We start from the raw sequence: 21167 nt of genomic DNA on the forward strand, positions 1-21167 counted from the left end.
TATCCCGTATCAAACCGCCAGATGGCGTTTGACGTCCGGATCGCCCATCGTCGCCTGCACGCCCGATGCCACCACCTCGCCGCGCGACAGCACCATGAACTGGTCCGCCAGCTCGTGCGCGAAATCGAAATACTGCTCGCACAGCAAAATCGCCATGTCGCCGCGCTGGCGCAACAGCCGGATCACATTGCCGATGTCCTTGATGATCGACGGCTGGATACCCTCCGTCGGCTCGTCGAGGATGATCAGCTTCGGCTCCGCCAGCAAGGCGCGCGCGATCGCCAGTTGCTGCTGCTGGCCGCCGGACAAATCGCCGCCGCGCCGGTGCAGCATGTCCTTCAGCACCGGAAACAGCTCGTACACCTCGCCCTTGATGATGCCGGCCTTCTTGCCGCTATGCGTGGCAAGCCCCGTCAGCAGATTTTCCTCCACCGTCAGGCGCGCAAATATCTCGCGTCCCTGCGGCACGTAGGCGATGCCCGCCCTCGCCCGCTGGTGCGGCGCCATGCGCGTGATGTCGCGTCCCTCCAGCTTCACACTGCCAGCCGACACCGGCAACACACCCATCAAACACTTCAACAAGGTGGTCTTGCCCACGCCGTTGCGGCCCAACAGCGCCATGCACTTGCCGCGTTCCAGCTCCAGCGACACGCCCCGCAAGGTATGCGAGGAACCGTAGTACTGATCGATTTTTTCAACTTGCAGCATATTCTTCAGCGTCCCAGATAGACTTCGATCACCCGCTCGTCGGACTGCACCTGCGCCATTGTTCCCTGCGCCAGCACCGAGCCCTCGTGCAGCACCGTCACCACGCCCTGCTGCGCGATCTCCGTCACGAACGCCATGTCATGCTCGACCACCATGATCGAATGCTTGCCGCGCAATTCGTTCAGCAGTTCCGCCGTGCGCGCCGTCTCTGCGTCCGACATGCCGGCCACCGGCTCGTCGAGCAAAATCAGCTGCGGCTCCTGCATCAGCAGCATGCCGATCTCCAGCCACTGCTTCTGGCCGTGCGACAGCAGGCCGGCCAAACGCGCCTCGCTGCCGTTCAGGCGTATCAGCTTGAGGATCTCGTCGATCTTGCCGCGCTGCTCGGAGTTCAGCCGCGCGAATAACGTCGGCCGCACCCGCTTGTCGGTCTTCATCGCCAGTTCCAGGTTCTCGAACACCGTGTGCTGCTCGAAGATGGTCGGGCGCTGGAACTTGCGGCCGATGCCCGCGTGGGCGATCTGGTACTCGGTCATGCGGCTCAAATCCATCGTCTGGCCGAACCAGGCGGTGCCCGACGTCGGCCGCGTTTTGCCGGTGATGACATCCATCATGGTCGTCTTACCGGCGCCATTGGGTCCGATGATGCATCGCAGCTCGCCGACCGAAATATCCAGGCTCAGTTTATTCAGCGCCCGGAAGCCGTCGAACGATACCGTGATCTCCTCCAGATACAGGATCGCGCCGTGCGTCGTATCCAGTCCCTGGCCTGCAACGCGGTCATAGCTCTCGTTTCCGCTCATGCCGCCTCCTCCTTGGCCTTGCCCGAACCGTTGCCCCAACGCGCCGCCAGACCGGCGATGCCCTGCGGCAGATAGCGCGTCACTAAAATAAATATCAACCCCAATGCGAACAACCACAGGTCCGGGAAGGCGCCGGTGAACCAGCTCTTCAAACCGTTGACCGAGAACGCGCCGATGATAGGACCGATCAGCGTGCCGCGCCCGCCGACGGCGGCCCAGATCACCATCTCGATCGAATTCGCCGGCGACATCTCGGACGGATTGATGATGCCCACCTGCGGCACATACAAGGCGCCGGCGATCCCGCACAGCACCGCCGACAGGGTCCACACGAACAACTTGAACCACAGAGGGTTGTACCCGATGAACATCAAGCGGGACTCCGAATCGCGCACCGCCTGCAGCACCCTCCCCAGCTTCGATTGCACGATCGCGCGGCATAGCAGCAGCGAGCCGGCCAGCACCGCCAGGGTCACGAGGTACAGGGTCGCCTTGGTGCCCGGCGCGCTGATCGAATACCCGAGGATGCGCTTGAAGTCCGTGAAGCCGTTGTTACCGCCAAAGCCGGTGTCGTTACGGAAGAACAGCAGCATGAAGGCATACGTCATCGCCTGTGTGATGATGGAGAAGTACACACCCTTGATGCGCGAACGGAAAGCGAAGAAGCCGAACACGAAGGCCAGCACGCCGGGCACCAGCACCACCAGCGCCAGGCAGTACCAGAAACTGTCGGTCGCGGTCCAGTACCACGGATAGGTTTTCCAGTCGAGGAAGACCATGAAGTCCGGCAGATCGCTTTGATACACGCCATCCCTGCCGATGGCGCGCATCAGGTACATGCCGTGCGCATAGGCTCCCAGCGCGAAGAACACGCCGTGGCCCAGCGACAGGATGCCGGCGTAGCCCCACACCATGTCTAACGCCAGCGCGGCCAGCGCGTAGCACATGAATTTTCCGATCAGGCTGACCATGTAGCTTGGCACGTGCAGCGCGTGACCTTCCGGGAAAACCAGGTTAAGCAAAGGCAGCGCCGCCAGCACCACGCAGGTCGCCACGATGCCGCTCCACGCCCGGCGCGAGAACAATGAACTTTGAACCGGCGAGTTATGAATCATTCAGCGCTCCTGCCTTTCATGGCGAACAGACCCTGCGGCCGCTTCTGGATAAAGATGATGATGAAGATCAGGATGGCGATCTTGGCCAGCACCGCGCCCGCCACCGGCTCGAGGAATTTGTTGGCCTCACCGAGGCCGATCGCGGCGATGATGGTTCCGGCCAGCTGGCCGACGCCGCCCAGCACCACCACCATGAACGAATCGACGATGTAACCCTGGCCCAGGTCCGGCCCGACGTTACCCAGCTGCGACAGCGCCACGCCACCCAGGCCGGCGATGCCGGAACCCAGGCCAAAGGTCATCATGTCGATCTTGGCGGTCGAGACGCCCACGCAGCCGGCCATGCGGCGGTTCTGCATCACGGCGCGCACGAACAATCCCAGTCGCGTCTTGTTCAGGATCAGCCACACGCCGGCCACCACGATCATGGCGAAGACGATGATGGCGATGCGGTTATAGGCCAGCACCAGGTTGCCGAGCACCGTCACGCCGCCCGACATCCACGATGGATTGGCAACTTCGACGTTTTGCGCGCCAAAGATGGTGCGCACGCCCTGCATCAATATCAGGCTGATGCCCCAGGTGGCCAGCAGCGTTTCCAGCGGGCGGCCGTAGAGCCAGCGGATCACCGTGCGCTCCATCGCCACGCCCACCGCCGCCGTCACCAGGAAGGCGGCCGGCAGCGCGGCGATCAGGTAGGCGTCCACCGCCGACGGGAAGTACTGGCGGAAGGCCGTCTGGCAAAGATAAGTGGTGTAGGCGCCGATCATCAGCAGCTCGCCGTGCGCCATATTGATGATGCCCATCAGGCCAAAAGTGATGGCCAGGCCCAAGGCCGTGAGCAGCAATACACTGCCCAGCGAGATACCGTAGAAGACATTACCGATAAATTCGGTGCGCGCCAGGCGGCTGTCGATGGCGGCCAAGGTGCGTGCGGCGGCGACGCGCACGCCTTCATCCGGTTCGGCCGGTGTTCCGTCGGCGTTTTTGTTCAGCATCGCCTGCAGTGTCGGGCGCAGGTTGGCGTTGCTGCTGTCGGCCAGTGCCTCCACCGCCGCTTTGCGCTTGACGGCATCGGGCGATTGCAGGTTGGCGGTGGCCGCGACCAGTTGCAGCAAGGGGCGGATATCGGCGTCGGTTTCCTTGGCGAGCGCCTTGTCGATCAGCGGCGCCTGCGCCATGGTCACGCTTTTTTGCAGCTCGGTGACGGCCGCCAGGCGTTCGGTGCGGTCGGGGGACAGGAGTTTGAGCGCCGACAGCGCGTCGTCGATGGCGCCGCGCAGCCGGTTGTTGATCATCAGGCCATCGATCCCCTCGGGCAGCGGCCCGGTGGCGCCGGTGGCAGGGTTGTAGGCCTTGTCGTCGGTGACGATCAGGACCTGGCCGTCCGGCGTCGCGTAGGCGTCGCCGTTTTTCATCGCCATCAGCAGGCGGGTGGCGTCGTCATTGGCCAGGGCGCCGATCTGGCCGACCGCCACGATGCGGGCGTCGGCGTCGTTGCCGGTCAATGGCGCCAGCAAGGCGCTGTCGATGGCCGCCTGTGCCGCCCCGGTGAGCAGCAGTGCGGCGATAAGCAGGAGTTTTTTCAAGATACGTCTTCCTCTAATGAAGCCGGCCGGCCGCCGGACGGCGGCCGGCTCCCGATTACAGCTTTTGCTTGCCCTCGTTACCCTGGATGTACGGGCTCCAAGGCTGCGCGCGCACCGGACCCGGCGTTTTCCATACGACGTTGAACTGGCCGTCGGCACGGATCTCGCCGATGAACACCGGCTTGTGCAGGTGGTGGTTGGTCGCGTCCATCGTCAGGGTGAAGCCCGACGGCGCCTTGAAGGTCTGGCCGCCCATCGCGGCGATCACCTTGTCGGTGTCGGTCGACTTGGCCTTCTCCACCGCCTGCGCCCACATGTGGATGCCGACGTAGGTCGCTTCCATCGGGTCGTTGGTCACGACCGTTTTCGCGTTCGGCAGCTTCTTGGCGACGGCGTAGGCTTTCCACTTCTTGATGAAGTCCGTGTTCACTGGATTCTTCACCGATTCGAAGTAGTTCCATGCCGCCAGGTGGCCCAGCAGCGGCTTGGTGTCGACGCCGCGCAGTTCCTCCTCGCCCACCGAGAACGCCACCACCGGCACGTCGGTCGCCTTCAGGCCGGCGTTGCCCAGCTCTTTGTAGAACGGCACATTGGAGTCGCCGTTGATGGTCGAGATCACCGCCGTCTTGCCGCCGGCCGAGAACTTCTTGATATTGGCGACGATGGTCTGGTAGTCGGAATGGCCGAACGGGGTGTACACCTCGTCGATATCGCTATCCTTCACGCCTTTGCTTTTCAGGAAAGCGCGCAGTATCTTGTTGGTGGTGCGTGGATAAACGTAGTCGGTCCCCAGCAGCACGAAGCGCTTGGCGCCGCCGCCGTCCTTGCTCATCAGGTATTCGACGGCGGGAATCGCCTGCTGGTTTGGCGCCGCGCCGGTGTAGAAGACGTTCTTTTCCAGTTCCTCACCCTCGTACTGCACCGGGTAGAACAACAGGCTATTCAACTCTTTGAAGACCGGCAGCACCGACTTGCGCGACACCGATGTCCAGCAGCCGAAGACCGCGGCCACCTTGTTCTGGGCGATCAGGCCGCGCGCCTTTTCGGCGAACAGCGGCCAGTTGGAGGCCGGATCGACGACCACCGCCTCCAGCTGCTTGCCCATCACGCCGCCCTTGGCGTTGATCTCGTCGATGGTCATCAAGGCGACATCCTTGAGCGACGTCTCGGAAATGGCCATGGTGCCGGACAGCGAGTGCAGGATGCCGACCTTGATGGTGTCGGCGGCGTAAGCGTTGACACCGGCGGCCAGCAGGGACGTGGCGGCGGCGATGCGGCTGATGGTGCCGATGAAATTGCGACGATTTTGCATGTGATGACTCCGTGGGTGGCGAGATTAGTATTGCAGCTGCAAAGTGACCGAGAACTTGTCCTGGCTGGCCACGCTGGTGACCTTGGTCTTCGAGTAGAAGGCGCTGACCTGGGCGTTATAGCCGTCGATGACGTAATTCACGCCGGCGTCGAGCTGCTTGGTGTCGATGTTGGTATCGGCGGAGAATTTTTGCCAGTGCGCGAACGGCTGGACCTTGCCCCAGCCGACTTTCTGCTCGAAGATGTACGAGAGGCCGGCCGAATAGGCCTTGCCCTGCTCCGCGAGGACGATATTGTCGGTGTCATAGTCGTAGTAGGCCGCTTCCACCGCCACCGCGCCGGAGCCCTTGATGCGCTTCTCCATCAGGAAGTCGACGTTGTAGGAGCTGTATTTGCCGCTCTTGGCGACGGTCAGGATGCCGTCCTTCTGATAGCGTCCCGCCACGCCGATCGACAGGATGTCGGCGTTGCCGAGGAAATTGCCGGTGCCGTAGTAGCCCGGTTCCGCGTCCCAGAAGTCGTACCGAAGGCGGCCCGCGTACATCAGCGAGTCGTCTGCCTTGACGCCGGCCGCCTTGGCCTGCGACTGCGTCAGCGAACCGATGCCGAAGGTGTGGCCCTCGAAGGCGCCGAAGGAGTAACCGAGCTTGCCGTCGGCGACATTGCCCCAGACGACGACGCCGTCGTCGCGGCCGCGGAAGATGCCGCCGTTGTAGCCGTAGCGCGAGGCCACGCCGGCCCAGTAGCCGCCGCCCATCGAGTAGTAAGGACCGGCCATGTTGGCGCGGTCGCTCGGCGACAGCAGGCGGCCGGCCCAGATATTGAATTCGGGGGAGATGGCGAACTGGCCGGCGGCGTCCAGCACGCGGATCTTGTCGCCGTCCCACTCGGTGTTGAACATGCCCTTGATGTTCTTGTTCAGCGAGGCGCCGAAATACAGGCGGCCGCTGTCGAGGTTGAAGTCCTGCGAACGCCCGCTGCCGTTGGGCGCCGCGTCTTCCGCGCTGGTGAAGCTCTCGCGCAGGCCGAAGCCGACGCTGACCGACTTGTCGTCGCCCATGTTGATCGTCGCGCCGGCGCAAGCCGGGTTGGACATACCCGCTGCCACCGCCGCCGCCAGCAGCACTTGCCGGCTTCCCCGTTTCAGACGCATCGTGTTTCCCCTTGGTTGGACTATTGTTGAACTAATGTTGCAACTTTAGCCAGCGGGGGCAAGGCGGGGAATACGTCGAATGACGTAGTGGTAAAGCCGGGACATGGTCGCAGACATGGCGATTTGGTGCACAATGTCGCTTTCAGATTTCAAGAAAGCCCCATCATGACCATCTTTGCCGCCCCCGTATTCGACGCCACCGTGATCTACGAGGGCAACGAACTGTTCAAAGGCCAGGGCGCGGCGCGCGGCTGGGCCGAGAAGCTGGCCAAGGAGCTGGAGTGCGAGATCGGCGTCGAAAAGATCGGCACCGGCTGGGTATTGTGCGGCACCGTCGACGGCACACCATGTAAGTGGAGCATCGTTGGCCAGCGCCTCAAACGCATGGATTAAACCGTGCGCTATCGCACATCATTGCCCTGTTTCAAGAGGTAGGATTATTTCCTAACCTGAGAGACGAGGACAGTAATGAAGCGCGATCACCCAGCGGCAAACACCCCGGCCGCGACACCCGCGACGGCCGACGCGGCGGCGGAAGCGTCGGCGGCGGCCAAATCGGCCGGCCTGCGTTATGTGCACGACGACCAGCCCGGCATCGCGCGCCGCAAGCGCGGCAAGACCTTCTACTATGTCGACGCCGACGGTGACAAGATCAAGGACCCCGACACGCTCGCGCGCATCAAGTCGCTGGTGATACCGCCGGCCTGGACCGACGTCTGGATCTGCAAGCAGCCGCTGGGCCACCTGCAAGCGACGGGACGCGACGCGCGCGGCCGCAAGCAGTACCGCTACCACCCGCGCTGGCGTTCGGTGCGCGACGAGTCCAAGTACGAGCGCATGCTCAAATTCGGCAAGGCGCTGCCGGCCATCCGCAAGGCCGTCGACGCCGCGCTCAAGCTGCCGGGCCTGCCGCGTGAAAAGGTGCTCGCCACCATCGTCTACCTGCTGGAAGCGACGATGATGCGCATCGGGAACGAGGAATACGCGCGCGAGAATAAATCGTTCGGCCTGACCACATTGCGCGACCGCCACGTGCGGCTCGACGGCACCAAGGTCGAATTCCGCTTCCGGGGCAAGAGCGGCGTCAACCACACCGTGCAGGTGCAGGACCGGCGCCTGGCCAACACCATCCGCCGCACCCTGGACCTGCCGGGCCAGGAGCTGTTCCAGTACGTCGACGACGACGGCAACCCGCACACGGTGGGCTCGGCCGACGTCAACGAGTATTTGCAATCGATCGCCGGCGAGGACTATACCGCCAAGGACTTCCGCACCTGGTCGGGCACGGTGCTGGCGGCGGTGGCGCTGCTGGAATATGAAAAGTACGACTCCGAGGCGCAGGCCAAGAAGAACATCGTGCAGGCCATCGAATCGGTGGCCAAAAAGCTCGGCAACACGCCGACCATTTGCCGCAAATGCTATGTGCATCCGGCGGTAATTGAGTCGTATCTCGACGGCACGATGCTGACGGCGCTGCGCCAGCGCGCCAAGGAAGAGTTGAAGGAAGACCTGCACGCGCTGCGTCCGGAGGAAGCGGCCGTGCTGGCCTTGTTGCAGCAGCGGCTACAGGCCGCTTGAGGATGGCCGGTCCGACAGGCGCCAGCGCCGCGACAGGAAGTCGAGCGTGATCACGCGGTCGCCAAACGGACGCATGCCTAACACGCCGAGCGTGTCGGCAGGTGGCCGGAAGCCTTCGTCGATGCAGTATGAGACGTTCGCTTGCGGCACCGATGCGCCGCCGACCTCGAAGCCGCCGTCGAGCGTCGTCTCGTAGCAAGGCAGTTGCCGGCCCCAACTCGGTACCGAAAATGCCCGGACCTTCGGCCCCGCTTCCGGCGGCAAACCACCGGACAGGTCGTCCCACTGCTGGCGCGTGAGAGCCGCCAGGTCAAAACGCGCCGACCCGGTGTCCAGCACCGCGTAGCCGGTCTTGCCGCCAGGACGTTTGAGTTCCACCAGCGGTGCGCCGCCACCCTCGGCCAAGCGCGTGTAGCGGAATGGCCTGGCCGCCGGCTCGTCGGCCAGCCTGGCAGACTCCGCGAACGCGAAGCGCGCGCGGCCCAGGTCCAGCGTCAGCGTGCCGTGCTCGAAAAAGGCGCTGCCTACGGTGGCGATGGTCCCCGCCGAACAATTTTCCGCCGTCAGCGCTTCGAGGTTGGCCGCTTGCGCGGAAACGGACTTGCGGATGCCGGCCAGTTCGATCAGCGCCGGCTGGGCAGGAGCCGCAGGCTGCTGCGGCTGTGCCGCCGGCGACTGTCGGGTCCAAATCAACTCCTGGCCGACGGCGGTGTCGAGCTGCACCCGGCAATCGACACCGTTGACCTTCACCGGCAACAACATCGCCACCCGTTCGACGGGACCGCCGCCGATGCTGGCCATATACCAACGGAACGGATGCCAATCGGCCGCGTGGGCCGCGCACGGCAAGGAACATGCGAGCAGCACTGCAAATATCGAACGCATAGAAAAATCGGTTATTGGCGGGAGGAAAATCTTAACATATCGGCCACATGCCGGGTTGTGCGATGGTCGCGTTGCACCCGCCTTCGGAGTAGAATCGAACTCCCTTTGTCGCGAGTCCGTCCATGCCTTCTGCCCTGCCATTTCCCATCCGCAAAGAGTGCCCGCCCGGCGCGTGCGAATGCCGGCATGGCGAGCTGCTGGACGCATGGGAGCGCGACGGCCAGACCGACATCCGCGTGTTGCGGCTGACGCGCGAAGAGGAAAAAGCGCTGATCGCCCGCATCGAAGCGATCGACAGCTACGAAGCGCTGGGCCGCATCGAGCAGCGCATGCAGGAACTGCTGGGCATCCGCCTGACGATCACGCCCAGCGCCAACGGCGTGCGCACCGTTATGGGTTTGCAGATCAAGCTCGCCGACCAACCCGGCCTGTGCCGCCGCACCCGCGAAAACATTCCCGCCGCGATACGCCGTTGCTTCGGCCAGCATCCCGAGATCATCTACGCGCTGCTGAATGCGCGCGACCTGCTGGGCGCCGAACAGGACTGACGCACATCCCGGTCGGGGATAACAGTCGAACGGGCTATCCCGTTGTTGCGTCCACCCGCTCCAAATATTTTACCCACGAGCAATAACAGGCCGGCTGTGTTACAGTCGTAAATTGCCTTACGGAAATATCAACAATTTTATCAATAGAACAACTGCAATAGAGGCTATCATGAAGTTCAAGGGAATGAAGATCGGCACGCGTCTGGCGATCGGTTTCGGCGCCGTGTTTGTGCTGATGACAGCCCTGACCGGCTTGGGCATCGGCCGTGTATCGAGCATCGAACGCATGCTTACCCATATCAGCGACGTCAACAACGTCAAGCAACGCTACGCCATTAATTTCCGTGGCAGCGTGCACGACCGTTCGATCGCCGCGCGAGACGTTGTCCTGTCCGCCAACCCGGCCGCCTTGCAGATCGAACTCGACAAAATCGCCACGTTGGCTGACGCCTACACGAAGTCGGCCACGCCGCTCGACCAGATTTTCGCTACCGCCGCTGACCTGACGACCGAGGAGCGCGCGGCGCTGGCCGGCATCAAGGCCAGCGAGACCCGCACCGTGGCCCTGTTGAACCAGGTGATCGCGCTGCGCAAAGCCGACAATATCGCCGAGGCCACCACCGTATTGCAGACCAAGGCGGCGCCGGCGTTCGTCGATTGGCTGGCCTCGATCAACACCATGATCGATCTGGAAGAAAAAATGAGCCGGGAGGAAGCGGCGCAGGCACGCCACGTCGCTTCCAGCTTCTTCGTCTTCATGGTGGTGCTGTGCGCCATCGCCATCGTGGTGGGCATGTTCGCGGCCTGGCGCATCAGCCGCGGCCTGCTGCGCGAACTGGGCGGCGAACCGTCCTACGCGGCCGACATCGTCGGCAGCATCGCGGCCGGCAACCTGGCCGTGGTTATCGACACCAAGGCCGGCGACCAGGGCAGCCTGCTGCATGCGATGCGCGTCATGCGCGACAGCCTGGTCGATATCATCGGCCAGGTGCGCGCCGGCAGCAAGACCATCGCGCAGGCCTCCGCCGAGATCGCGGCGGGCAACCTGGACCTGTCCGGCCGCACCGAGCAGCAGGCCGGCACGCTTGAAGAAACCGCCTCGTCGATGGAAGAGTTGACCGGTACCGTAAAGAAAAACGCCGAGCACGCGCGCCAGGCCAACCAGTTGGCGCTGTCGGCGTCGCGGGTGGCCGTCAAGGGCGGCGACGTGGTGGCCGAAGTGGTCACAACGATGAGCTCGATCAACGACTCGTCGAAGCGCATCGTCGACATCATCGGCGTCATCGACGGCATCGCCTTCCAGACCAACATCCTCGCGCTCAACGCCGCCGTCGAAGCGGCGCGGGCCGGCGAACAGGGTCGCGGCTTCGCGGTCGTCGCCAGCGAGGTGCGCAACCTGGCGCAACGCTCGGCGGCCGCCGCCAAGGAAATCAAAACGCTGATCGGCGACTCGGTCGACAAGATCGACACCGGCACCAAACTGGTCAACGAAGCCGGCGCGACGATGCTCGACATCGTCGACAGCGTCAAGCGGGTGACCGACATCATGAGCGAGATCTCGACCGCCAGCGCGGAGCAGACCTCCGGCATCGAGCAGGTCAACGTGGCGATCGGCACGATGGATGCGGTGACGCAGCAAAACGCGGCGCTGGTCGAGCAGGCGGCAGCGGCCGCCGACGCGCTGGAAACGCAAGCCGCCAATCTGGCGCGCGTTGTCGGCGTGTTCAGGCTGGACGACCGGGAAGCGCCCGCTCCGCGTAAGGCGTATTCGCGACCGACGCTTCGGGGTCAAGTCTGACATTCGGACACGCGCTCTTGCGTAGGCCTCACTCGGGATGAAACTCGGGGGCGGTGGCGAACAGGTCCCAGGCGGCGATGAACAGGGCGGCGATCACCGGGCCGATGACGAAGCCGTTCAGCCCGAACAAGGCCATGCCGCCCACCGTCGACAGCAACACCACGTAATCGGGCATCTTGGTGTCCTGGCCGACCAGCACCGGACGCAGGAAATTGTCGACCAGGCCGATGACGAACACGCCGAAGGCAGCCAGGGTGGCGCCCTGCCACACGTCCCCTGTCGCCAGGAAGTAGATCGCGACAGGCGCCCAGACGATCGCCGCACCGATGGCCGGCAGCAACGACAGGAAGGCCATCAGTACGCCCCACAACACCGGCGCGCGCACGTCGAGGAACCAGAAGATGAGCCCGCCGAGGGCGCCTTGCGCGATGGCGACCAGGATGTTGCCCTTGACGGTGGCGCGGATCACGGTGGTGAAATTCTGAAACAGGCGTTGCTTGTATTTCGGACTCAGCGGCACGGCCGACCTGATCTTCTTCGACAGCTTGTCGCCGTCGCGCAGCAGGAAGAACAGCAAGTACAGCAAAATACACAGGCTGGTCAGAAAGTCGACCGTGTACAGGCCGGCGTTGATGGCGCGCGTGGCGACCTCCTGGCTGACCTGCGAGGCCGCTTCGGTAAGCTTGTCCTGCAGATAGGCCAGGCTGGTCAGGTGGAAGCGGTCGAGCAGGCTGATCAACCAGTTCGGCAACGCGGCCATGAGCTTGTTGAAGTACATGCCGACCGAAATGTCGCCCGAGCGCACCAGTTCCACCACCGAGGCGGCCTGGTTGACGATCGATATCGAAACGAGTGTGAGCGGCAGGATGACGATCACTATGATCAACAGCAGCGTCAGGAGCGCGGCGAGGCCGGATTTGTTGCGGGTGCGCTGGAGCAGCCAGCGGTAGATCGGCGCGAACAGGATCGCCAGCACGATGCCCCAGAAAATGGCGCCGCCGTAAGGGGCGAGTATCCAGACGAAGGCGATGGTGACCAGGCCCAGCAGGGCCAGGAATATTTTTTGTTGGAACGAGAATTGTGGCATGTTTATAGTTATTTGAATGATGATCTAGTTTCATATCATAGGCGAAGCCGCACTACGCCCGCGTACGCCACCTAACAGTCGCCGCAGCGGCGCCGCCGGACAACAACACTCGTTAATCGTCGTCGTTGGGATCGAGATCCGGGAACATCACCTCGGTGAAGCCGAACTTGGAGAAATCGGTAATGCGCATCGGGTACAGCATGCCGAGCAGATGGTCGACTTCATGCTGCACCACGCGCGCGTGAAAACCGTCGACGTCGCGCGCGATCGGCTGGTTGAACTGGTCCACGCCTTCGTAGCGCAGTTTGGTCCATCGCGGCACGCTGCCGCGCAGCCCCGGCACCGAGAGGCACCCCTCGAAACCCTCTTCCTTTTCGTCCGACAGCGGCGTCAGGACGGGATTGATCAGCACCGTTTCCGGCACCTGCGGCGCGTCCGGATAACGCGGATTTTGCTTGAAGCCGTAGATCACCAGCTGCAGGTTGACGCCGATCTGCGGCGCCGCCAGCCCGGCGCCATTGGCCGCGTGCATGGTGTCGAACATGTCGGCGATCAGCTGGTTCATCTCCGGCGTGCCGAATTCGGTCACCGGTTCGGCCACGCGCAGCAGGCGCGGATCGCCCATCTTCAGGATTTCACGTACGGTCATCTCGCCACCCTTCTTTCTTTATTTCGCCAGCAGTTGCTGCAGGCCCGCCTCGTCGAGGATGGTCACTTCCAGCTCCTGCGCCTTGGCCAGCTTGCTGCCGGCATCGGCGCCCGCCACCAGATAGTGGGTCTTCTTCGAGACCGAACCGGAGACCTTGCCGCCCTGCGCTTCGATCATCGCGGCCGCCTGGTCGCGGCTCAGGTTCGGCAAGGTCCCGGTCAGCACGAAGGTCTTGCCGGTCAGCGGGCCTTCGGCGGCTTCCTCCGGCAATTGCGCCAGCAGGTCCTCGCGCAACTGGTGCAGCGAGGCGACCAGTTCGCGGTTGCCCGGTTCGGCCATCCATTCCGTCAGCGATTCTCCGACGGCAGCCGGCAGCCCGAACACGGTGAAGATCGGCAGATTGGACATCGCCTTCAGGTTCATGCCCTGGTCGACCAGCTGCTTGCTGCGCGGCTCGGTGAGTTTCGGGATCCCCAGCGCGGCCATCAGCTTGACGGTGTCGAGCTTCTCGCGCAGCTTGGCGCTGGGCGGATGCTCGCCTTTCGGCGTCACGCCGGCGGCCAGCAAGGCGTCGATGGCCTCCTGGTTTTTCGGCTCGGCGAAGAATTCGGCGATCGACAGCGCCACCGTGCCGCCGATATCGGGCAGCACGCGCAGCAGCGCGGCCGGCACGCGGCGTATCAGGTCGAAACGTCCCAGCCACTCGGCCAGGGTCTTGGCGGTGGATTCGCCGACGTGGCGGATGCCGAGCGCGAACAGCAGCCGTTCCAGCGGCGGGTTCTTGCTGGCGGCGATGGCCTCCAGCAGATTGTCGGCCCACTTGGTGGCGATCTTGCCCTTGGCGACGGTCTCCGGCGTCGTGCCATCTCGCTCGTCGGCCAGGCGCTTCATCTCCAGCAGGTCGTCGAGCTTGAGCGAGTAGAGGTCGGCCACGCGCTGCACCTTGCCCCATTCGACCAGACTGTCGATGTAGCGGTCGCCCAGGCCTTCGATATCCATCATCTTGCGGCCGGCGAAGTGGCGGATCGCCTCCTTGCGCTGGGCGGAGCAGAACAAACCGCCGGAGCAGCGGGCGATCGCCTCGCCCTCTTCGCGCACCACGTGCGAGCCGCACACCGGGCAGGTTTTAGGCAGCTCGTACATCGCCGGTTCCGGCGTCGGGCGGCGCTCCAGCACCACGGCCAGCACTTCGGGAATCACGTCGCCGGCGCGGCGCACGATCACCGTGTCGCCGACGCGGACGTCCTTGCGGCGCACTTCATCTTCGTTATGCAAGGTGGCGTTGGTGACGTTGACGCCACCAACGAACACGGACGCCAGCCGCGCCACCGGCGTGATGGCGCCGGTGCGGCCGACCTGCACTTCGATCGCCTGCACGGTGGTCAGCGCCTCCTCGGCGGGGAATTTATGCGCCAGCGCGAAACGCGGCGCGCGTGAGACGAAGCCCAAAGTGCGCTGGTCCTGCGCCAGATTGGTTTTGTAGACCACGCCGTCGATTTCGTACGGCATGCCCGGCCGCGCTTCGCCGATCTGCTTGTAATACTTCATCAGGCCTTCGCAGCCGCGCACCACCGCGCCCTCCTTCGCGACCGGAAGGCCCATCGTGCGGTACCACTCCAGCAGCGCGGAATGGGACGGCGGCATGTCGGCGCCATCGAGCATGCCGATCCCGTAGCAGAAGAAACTGAGCTTGCGCGCGGAGGTGATGCGCGAATCGAGCTGGCGCAGGCTGCCCGCCGCCGCGTTGCGCGGGTTGACGAACTCCTTCTGCCCCGCTTCGCGCTGGCGCGCGTTCATGGCGTCGAAATCGGCTTTGAACATCAGCACCTCGCCGCGCACGTCGAGGACGGCGGGCGGATTGGACGTTTTGAGGCGCAGCGGAATGGTGCGGATGGTGCGGATATTGGCCGTCACGTCCTCGCCGGTGTAACCGTCGCCGCGCGTGGCAGCTTGCACCAGTATGCCGTTCTCGTAGCGCAGGTTGATGGCCAGTCCGTCGTATTTGACTTCGGCCGCGTATTCCACGGCGCCAGCCGCGTCCAGGCCCTCGCGCACGCGGCGGTCGAAGTTTTCGACATCCTCGTCGGCGAAGCCATTATTCAGCGACAGCATCGGCACCGAATGCGTGACCTGGTCGAACTGCGGCAGCGGCGCCGCGCCCACGCGCCTGGTCGGCGAGTCGGCCAGCGCCAACTCGGGGTGCTCGAGCTCCAGCGCCTGCAGCTCCATGAACAACTTGTCGTACTCCGCGTCCGGGATGGTGGGCGCGTCCTCCACATGATAGGCGTGCAGGTGCCGGTTCAGCTCAGCGCTCAGCGATTCGATACGCGCCTTGTAATCCACTTCAGTCATTGCTACTTCCAGAATCAGCTAAACAAACGCAGTGCGCGGGTGGAACCGGCCGGAATATCGGCCTCGTTCATCTCGGTGTAGAAGTCCTGTACCTGCGTGGCGATCTCGCCCAGCGCGGCATCGGTCAGCGGCTGGTTGTAATCGTCGACGATGGTCCCGTCCAGGCGTCCCACCAGCGACTTGGCGCAAGCGACCATGGCGCCGAAACCGTCGCGCGCCGGCGCCACGCATGGCACGTCCAGCAGCAACGTCAAACGCGAAGTGGTTTCCTCGGCCAGCGTGACGTTGGTCGACAGCGAGAACAGGAAGCCGCCGTCGCCGTCCGGCATGACGAAACGGCCGTCAGGACGCACGTCGAAGCCCTGCTTTTCCAGCGCGCCGATGAGGGTCGAAATCGCCCACGGCGCGCCGTTCGATTGCAGGTTGACGCCCAGCTGCGCGTCGTGGCCGGCGACGAAACGGTGCAGGTTGCGCGCCTCGGCCATCACTTCGATCATGTCCGGAATTTCCGGCTCGGCGCCGATTTCGTCGGCCATGGCGCGCAGGCGCGTGACCAGTTCCGAGTATTCCAGTTCGTTCAGCGCGGTGCTGCGGCTGGCCAGTTGCACGCCGCCTTGCAGCTTGGTGTAGACGCCGCCGTGGACGATCGGCTCCCAGTCGCCGCTGACGGCCAGTCCGATGTAGTGCACCGGCTTGTTGCCGACCATGCGCAGGGTTTGCAGCACCGGCAGCAGCTTGTCGCCGCGCGCCGCACCTTCCAGCGCCAGCGGCAGCAGGCAGTCGATCAGCGGGTCGACCAGCGCCGTGGCCTGTTCGGCGGCGGCCGCCGATGCCGCGTTGGCGCGCGCGATCATGGCCGCTTCTGCCGCCTCGGTCGACGAGGACGGATCGACAGGGTCGGTGCTGAAGTCGCCGCCGACGGCGCCCAGCGACGCGGCGACGGCCGCCTCGGAGCCCGCCGCGACACCCGGCGAGGACGTGTCGCCGTCGAGCGAGAAGCTCGGTTCCTGGCGCGGGCCGCCGACCGGGTCGACGCGCGGTTCCAGACGCGGCTCGGGACGCGCCGCGGCAGGCGAAGCCGCCTCGCCGGTGCGCATCAGCACATCGTCATGATCGGTCGCGAAGGCGCGTTCGACGCTCTTCTTGGCCTTGTATTCCTGGATTTTGTTGTAGGTGAAGACACCGGCGACGAATACGCCGGCGATCCCGATCAAACTCATTTGAAGGTCTGTCATGCTGCTTGTGCCTCTGAAGCGAAATTGGCGGCGGATTGCATATCCACCGCCACGATGCGCGATACGCCCTGCTCCTGCATCGTCACACCGATTAGTTGATTGGCCATCTCCATCGCAATCTTATTGTGCGAGATGAAGAGGAATTGGGTATGGTCGGACATCCGTTTGACCATCCGGCAGAATCGTTCGGTATTGGCGTCGTCCAGCGGTGCGTCGACCTCGTCGAGCAGGCAGAATGGCGCCGGGTTAAGTCGGAACATCGAAAACACCAGCGCCGTCGCCGTCAGCGCTTTTTCGCCGCCGGACAGCAGGTGGATGGTGGCGTTCTTTTTGCCCGGCGGCTGCGCCATGACCTGCACGCCGGAGTCGAGGATTTCATCGCCGGTCATGATCAACTTGGCCTGGCCGCCGCCGAACAGGATCGGGAACAGCTCGGAGAAGTGACCGTTGACGCGGTCGAAAGTGTCTTGCAGCAGATCGCGCGTTTCCTTGTCGATCCGCGCGATGGCGTCTTGCAGCGTGTTGATCGCCTCGTTCAAGTCGGCGTTCTGCGAATCGAGGAAGTTCTTGCGCTCGGAGGCCGTCGCCAGCTCGTCCAGCGCCGCCAGGTTGACCGCGCCCAGCATCGAGATAGCGTTGGTCAGGCGCGTCACCTCGCCCTGCAAATACGACGCCTTCATCTCCGGATGCAGCTTCTCCGCTAGCGTCGCCTCGTCGGCCTGCACCTCGGCCAGCTGCGCGGCGAACTGCTCCTGGTTCAGGCGCGCGGCCTGCTCCTTGAGCTGCATTTCCATGATCTTGTCGCGTTGCGGTTGCAGCGCGCGCTCGGTCGACATGCGCCCTTCCTCGAACTGGCGCAGCTGCTGCGTGATCTGGTCCAGTTCATGGCGCGCGTCCGACAGCGCCTTCTCCTGGTCGGTGCGGCGGCCCAGCAGGTCCTGCAGGCCGTCGTTGGCGGAACCGGATTCCATCGTCGCCAGTTCATGCTGGCCCGCCTCCAGGCTTTGCGTCACCTGCGCCACCTGCGCGGTCGCGGTGGCGATCGAGCGGCGCAATTCCTCGATCTTGTTGCGCTGGGATTTTTCCGCGAACTGCGCCTCCTGCGCGGCGCGCTCCAGATCGCGCAAGGCTTCGCGGGCGTCGGCCAGGCGCTGTTCCTTTTCCAGGAAGACGGTCTGGCCGTCCTCGTGGTCGCCCTGCAGGTTGCCGAGCTCCATATCGAGCTGCTCGAACTTTTCCTCGGACTCCATCTTGATGTGGGTCTGTTCTTCCTCCTGCGCGGCGATTTCGGCGAGGTCGGTTTCGATCTGGTTGCTGCGCTGGTTGAAGCGCGCCTCGATCTCCGACAGCTTGACGACATCGAGCTGCAAGGTGTGCACCGATTGCTGAAGGCTTTGCAGCTTGGCGCGGTATTCGGTCAGGCGGCGCGTGTGTTCCGACAGCGCCGCCTCGGCGCGCACCGAACGGGCCCGCGCTTCGTCGGCCAGCATCTGCTGCGCGCGCAGCTGCTTGGTGATGTTCTCGATTTCCTGCTGCCGTCCCAGCATGCCGTCCTGCTCCGAGTCGGCCGCGTAGAAGCGCACGCTGTTCTGCGTGACGACGTGGCCCTGGCGGGTGACGAAGTAGCCGCCCGCCGGCAACCTGGCGCGTTCGGCGAAGGCTTCGGCCGCGTCCTCGGCGTGGTAGGCGTTGTGCAGCCAGTCCTGCAGCAGGCCGCGCAGCGACGGGTCGTTGAGTTTGAGCAGATTCAGGAACGGTTTCAGGCCCGGCGCTTCCACCGGCGCCGGCGGCACCGCCGTCGACGGCGCGAACAACGCCAGCTTGGCCGGCGGCGCGTCGCCGAAGAAGGCCTTGGCCCATTCGATGTTCGACATTTGCAGCGCCGAGGTGCGCTCGCGCAGCACCGATTCCAGCGCCGTCTCCCAGCCCGATTCGATATTCAGCTTTTGCCACAGGCGCGGCAGCGAATCCAGCTCGTGCTTTTGCAGCCACGGCGTCACCTTGCCCTGGGTCTGCACGCGTTCCTGCAACTGGCGCAGCGCGTTCAGGCGCGCTTCCAGTTGGGCGTTGGCGGCGGTTTCGCTATTGACCTGCTGCTGCGCGGCCTGGCGTTCCTCTTCAAGGCGCGGCTGCTGCTCCAGCGCCTCCTCCAGCAGGAAGCTTTGTTCTTCCAGCGCCTGCTGCTTTTCCTCCAGCTGCATGCGCATATTGGTCAGGTGCGCGCTGTCCGGCAGACTCAGACCGCTCTTTTCCTGCTGCAGGCGCTCGCGCCGCACGGCCAGGCCATTGAGGATATTGTTGGCGTTGCGCTGGTGCGCCGATTCCAGTTCCAGCTGCTGCTGCGCCTGCATGATGCGGGCGCGCGATTCGGTGCTCCTGGTCTGCGCCTCGCGCCAGGCCTGCTCCAGCATCGGCAACGACTCGCCTTTTTGCTCGGCCATCATCTGCGATTGTTCGACCTTGGCCGACAGTTCTTCCAGCGTGAATTCGGCTTCCTCGATCTGGCCGCCGTATTCGGTGGCCTGGTTCTGCCACTGGTCGCGCTGCGCGGTCAGGGCGGCCAGCTGCGATTGCAGGCGGCCGCGCGATTCGATGACGAACTTGATCTGCGCTTCCAGGCTGCCGATTTCGGCGTTGGTCTGATACAGGCTGCCCTGCGCCGTGTGCAGGCGGTCGCCGGCGGCAAAATGCGCCTGGCGCATGTGCTCCAGGGTCGCCTCGACGTTGCGCAGCTTCGCGGTCTGTTCTTCCAGATCGTTTTGCGCCTGCTCCACCTCGCGGAAGTACTTTTTCTGCTCGTTCTCGGCTTCGACCTTGCGCAGCAGCCAAAGCAGCTTTTGCTTCTCTTCCTGGTCCGATTGCAGCTGGTGGAATTTGGTCGCGACGGCGGCCTGCCCTTCCAGCTTTTCCAGATTCGAATTCAGCTCGCGCAGGATATCTTCAACGCGCAGCAGGTTTTCACGGGTATCGTGCAGACGGTTCTCGGTTTCCCGGCGGCGTTCCTTGTATTTGGAAACGCCCGCCGCCTCCTCGAGGAACACGCGCAATTCTTCGGGACGGGATTCGATGATACGGCTGATCATGCCCTGGCCGATGATGGCGTAGGCGCGCGGACCGAGGCCGGTGCCGAGGAAGATGTCCTGGATGTCGCGCCGGCGCACCGGCTGGCCGTTGATGTAATAGGTAGAGGTGCCGTCGCGCGTCAAGGTGCGCTTGACGGCGATCTCCGCGTACTGTCCCCATTGGCCGGCGGCCTTGCCGTCGTTGTTGTCGAAGACCAGTTCAACGGAAGCCCGCCCGGCCGGCTTGCGATGCGTCGAGCCGTTGAAAATGACGTCCTGCATCGATTCGCCGCGCAATTCCGAGGCCTTCGATTCCCCCAGCACCCAACGCACGGCATCGATGATATTCGACTTGCCGCAACCATTCGGTCCCACCACGCCAACCAGCTGGCCCGGCACCTGGAAATTGGTGGGATCAACGAAAGACTTGAATCCCGACAATTTAATGGAAGATAGACGCACGTGATTATCTGGGCTATGGGCTGTAAAAGATCACAATAATACCATTTAGCGCATTAAATAAGGTTGAAACCCCGGTTGAGGGACGGACCCCAGCCGCAGCCGGGACCCACGCCCGGCGTGGCGCCCTACTGGTGCGCGCGGTGCTTGGACTCGGCCCACATGGCGCGGGTGTAGGGCTGGTCGCGGCCGGAGAGATACAGCGCGGCCTCGGTGATCCATTGCTCCGCCGGCACCGGTTCGACGCGCGGCGCGATCAATACGATCGGCAGGCACAGCACGACCAGCATGCGGCTGAGCGCCCAGTGCTGCTCGGTGCTGGCAAAGCGGATGAAAGCGGCGGCGACGGCCAGCCCCAGGATGCAGCCGGTGACCGATTCGGAGACCGAATGCGCCATCATGGGCACGCGCGAAATGGCGATCAGGATGGCGAAGACGACCCCGGCGGCGGTGGCCGCATACCTGGCGTTACTGCTGGAGCTACGGAAGGCAAGGAAGGCGGCTACCGGATAGACGGCCGCGGCGCGCATCGCGTGGCCGCTAAAGCCCGCGAACTCGACCGACGCGACGCCGATCCCCCAGCCCACGAACGCCATCTTGGTCACGACCACCAGGGTCATGCCGATGCCGAACAACAGCGCCCACATCCACGAAAGTCTCCACGACTTGCCCGCGAGCAGCCAAACGCCGATTGCCACCCCGATGGGTCCCGTTACCGCCAAACTACCCGCTACGCTTAAAGCATGCCACCACATCATCCAATCACCGCCTTTCAATTTTTTTGCACTGCACCATCATTAAAACACACCCAGCCGTATTTGACCGAACAATTGCC

17 protein-coding genes are annotated in these 21167 nt (G+C 64.0%); 4 read left to right on the plus strand and 13 right to left on the minus strand.

Going from position 1 to position 21167, the window contains the following annotated elements; translation table 11 throughout:
* Positions 1–9: 9 nt before the first annotated feature.
* Genes urtE through AC0IYS_RS18400 form a run of 6 tightly spaced genes read right to left on the minus strand, consistent with a single transcriptional unit; the run spans position 10 to position 6679 of the window.
* Positions 10–708, minus strand: coding sequence for an urea ABC transporter ATP-binding subunit UrtE (urtE, locus tag AC0IYS_RS18375; protein ID WP_471706528.1), 699 nt, complete (start codon positions 706–708; stop codon positions 10–12).
* A 5-nt stretch (positions 709–713) separates the two neighbouring features.
* Positions 714–1511, minus strand: a complete 798-nt coding sequence (gene urtD, locus AC0IYS_RS18380; RefSeq protein ID WP_471706529.1) for an urea ABC transporter ATP-binding protein UrtD — start codon at positions 1509–1511, stop codon at positions 714–716.
* Positions 1508–2626: an urea ABC transporter permease subunit UrtC gene (gene urtC, locus AC0IYS_RS18385; protein WP_471706530.1), complete on the minus strand. Its 1119-nt coding sequence runs from the start codon at positions 2624–2626 to the stop codon at positions 1508–1510. The genes urtD and urtC overlap by 4 nt, the downstream gene beginning before the upstream one ends.
* Entirely contained in the window at positions 2623–4215 is a 1593-nt protein-coding gene (gene urtB, locus AC0IYS_RS18390) for an urea ABC transporter permease subunit UrtB (RefSeq protein ID WP_471706531.1), read from the minus strand. The genes urtC and urtB overlap by 4 nt, the downstream gene beginning before the upstream one ends.
* A gap of 55 nt (positions 4216–4270) precedes the next feature.
* Positions 4271–5527 (minus strand): urea ABC transporter substrate-binding protein, encoded by a 1257-nt coding sequence (gene urtA, locus AC0IYS_RS18395; RefSeq protein ID WP_471706532.1) that lies wholly within the window; start codon positions 5525–5527, stop codon positions 4271–4273.
* A gap of 24 nt (positions 5528–5551) precedes the next feature.
* Positions 5552–6679, minus strand: coding sequence for a porin (locus tag AC0IYS_RS18400; RefSeq protein WP_471706533.1), 1128 nt, complete (start codon positions 6677–6679; stop codon positions 5552–5554).
* Between the two features lie 165 nt (positions 6680–6844).
* On the opposite strand from AC0IYS_RS18400, the gene AC0IYS_RS18405 reads away from it, so the two are divergent.
* Entirely contained in the window at positions 6845–7072 is a 228-nt protein-coding gene (locus AC0IYS_RS18405; protein ID WP_315212814.1) for a hypothetical protein, read from the plus strand.
* 75 nt (positions 7073–7147) lie between these two features.
* Positions 7148–8257 (plus strand): DNA topoisomerase IB, encoded by a 1110-nt coding sequence (locus AC0IYS_RS18410; protein ID WP_471706534.1) that lies wholly within the window; start codon positions 7148–7150, stop codon positions 8255–8257.
* Here AC0IYS_RS18410 and AC0IYS_RS18415 read toward each other — a convergent pair.
* The gene (locus AC0IYS_RS18415; protein ID WP_471706535.1) at positions 8243–9124 is read right to left on the minus strand and encodes a hypothetical protein; all 882 of its coding nucleotides are present in this window, start codon (positions 9122–9124) and stop codon (positions 8243–8245) included. The genes AC0IYS_RS18410 and AC0IYS_RS18415 overlap by 15 nt on opposite strands.
* A gap of 140 nt (positions 9125–9264) precedes the next feature.
* Here AC0IYS_RS18415 and AC0IYS_RS18420 point away from each other — a divergent pair, with 140 nt between their 5' ends.
* Positions 9265–9690 carry a hypothetical protein gene (locus tag AC0IYS_RS18420; RefSeq protein WP_471706536.1) on the plus strand — a complete coding sequence of 142 codons (426 nt, stop codon included), beginning with the start codon at positions 9265–9267 and terminating at the stop codon, positions 9688–9690.
* 169 nt (positions 9691–9859) lie between these two features.
* A complete protein-coding gene (locus AC0IYS_RS18425; protein ID WP_471706537.1) occupies positions 9860–11488 on the plus strand; it encodes a methyl-accepting chemotaxis protein in 1629 nt (542 codons plus the stop codon).
* Positions 11489–11516: 28 nt separating this feature from the next.
* Here AC0IYS_RS18425 and AC0IYS_RS18430 read toward each other — a convergent pair whose 3' ends face one another.
* From AC0IYS_RS18430 to AC0IYS_RS18455, 6 genes are all read right to left on the minus strand, one after another.
* Positions 11517–12575: an AI-2E family transporter gene (locus AC0IYS_RS18430; protein WP_471706538.1), complete on the minus strand. Its 1059-nt coding sequence runs from the start codon at positions 12573–12575 to the stop codon at positions 11517–11519.
* A gap of 112 nt (positions 12576–12687) precedes the next feature.
* A complete protein-coding gene (gene def, locus AC0IYS_RS18435) occupies positions 12688–13224 on the minus strand; it encodes a peptide deformylase (protein WP_471706539.1) in 537 nt (178 codons plus the stop codon).
* An 18-nt stretch (positions 13225–13242) separates the two neighbouring features.
* On the minus strand, positions 13243–15576 hold the full coding sequence (gene ligA / locus AC0IYS_RS18440) for an NAD-dependent DNA ligase LigA (RefSeq protein ID WP_471706540.1): 2334 nt from the start codon (positions 15574–15576) through the stop codon (positions 13243–13245).
* A gap of 14 nt (positions 15577–15590) precedes the next feature.
* On the minus strand, positions 15591–16811 hold the full coding sequence (locus tag AC0IYS_RS18445) for a cell division protein ZipA C-terminal FtsZ-binding domain-containing protein (protein WP_471706541.1): 1221 nt from the start codon (positions 16809–16811) through the stop codon (positions 15591–15593).
* Complete coding sequence (gene smc / locus AC0IYS_RS18450; protein ID WP_471706542.1) at positions 16808–20335, minus strand: chromosome segregation protein SMC; 3528 nt, start codon at positions 20333–20335, stop codon at positions 16808–16810. The genes AC0IYS_RS18445 and smc overlap by 4 nt, the downstream gene beginning before the upstream one ends.
* A gap of 125 nt (positions 20336–20460) precedes the next feature.
* The gene (locus tag AC0IYS_RS18455; RefSeq protein ID WP_471706543.1) at positions 20461–20979 is read right to left on the minus strand and encodes a phosphatase PAP2 family protein; all 519 of its coding nucleotides are present in this window, start codon (positions 20977–20979) and stop codon (positions 20461–20463) included.
* Between the last annotated feature and the right edge of the window lie 188 nt (positions 20980–21167).

This window comes from Duganella sp. AC237 (assembly GCF_979254035.1).